The 369-nt window shown below is 57.5% G+C and carries 1 protein-coding gene; it reads left to right on the forward strand.

Features of this window, described 5'->3' with window-relative positions; translation table 11 throughout:
- Positions 1-369, forward strand: a 369-nt coding sequence (locus tag G6R38_RS27745; protein WP_166832139.1) for a hypothetical protein, incomplete at both ends; no start/stop codon positions are given.

A 369-nucleotide genomic window follows, 5' to 3' on the forward strand; every position in this document is an offset into this window, starting at 1 on the left:
TACTTCAGCATCGACCCGCCGGATGGTCCGCATCCACACACGATCGCGGCCGACGCACCATCACCATTGACGCCGCAAATGGCGACCGTTGTTGATGAAGGTGTGGACAACGAAGTGATCAACGGCAACTACCAGCACGTTGTGAGTGGCAACTTCGATGCCATGCCCACCGGTGCGGGAGCCGAAGCGGATGACTTGCTCTTCTGGGATCCTATCAGCGGGGAACACCGAATCGTGTTCGGAGACGGCACGGTGCAAGACAATCCGTTCGCAACAATCATGATCAATGGCAACGATTTCACACAAGTCGTCACTGGCGATTTCGATGGCGGCGGCGGAACCGACTTGCTCTTCTGGCACCCGTCCACA

The sequence above is a fragment of the Thalassoroseus pseudoceratinae genome, assembly GCF_011634775.1.
GTDB classification, from domain to species: domain Bacteria; phylum Planctomycetota; class Planctomycetia; order Planctomycetales; family Planctomycetaceae; genus Thalassoroseus; species Thalassoroseus pseudoceratinae.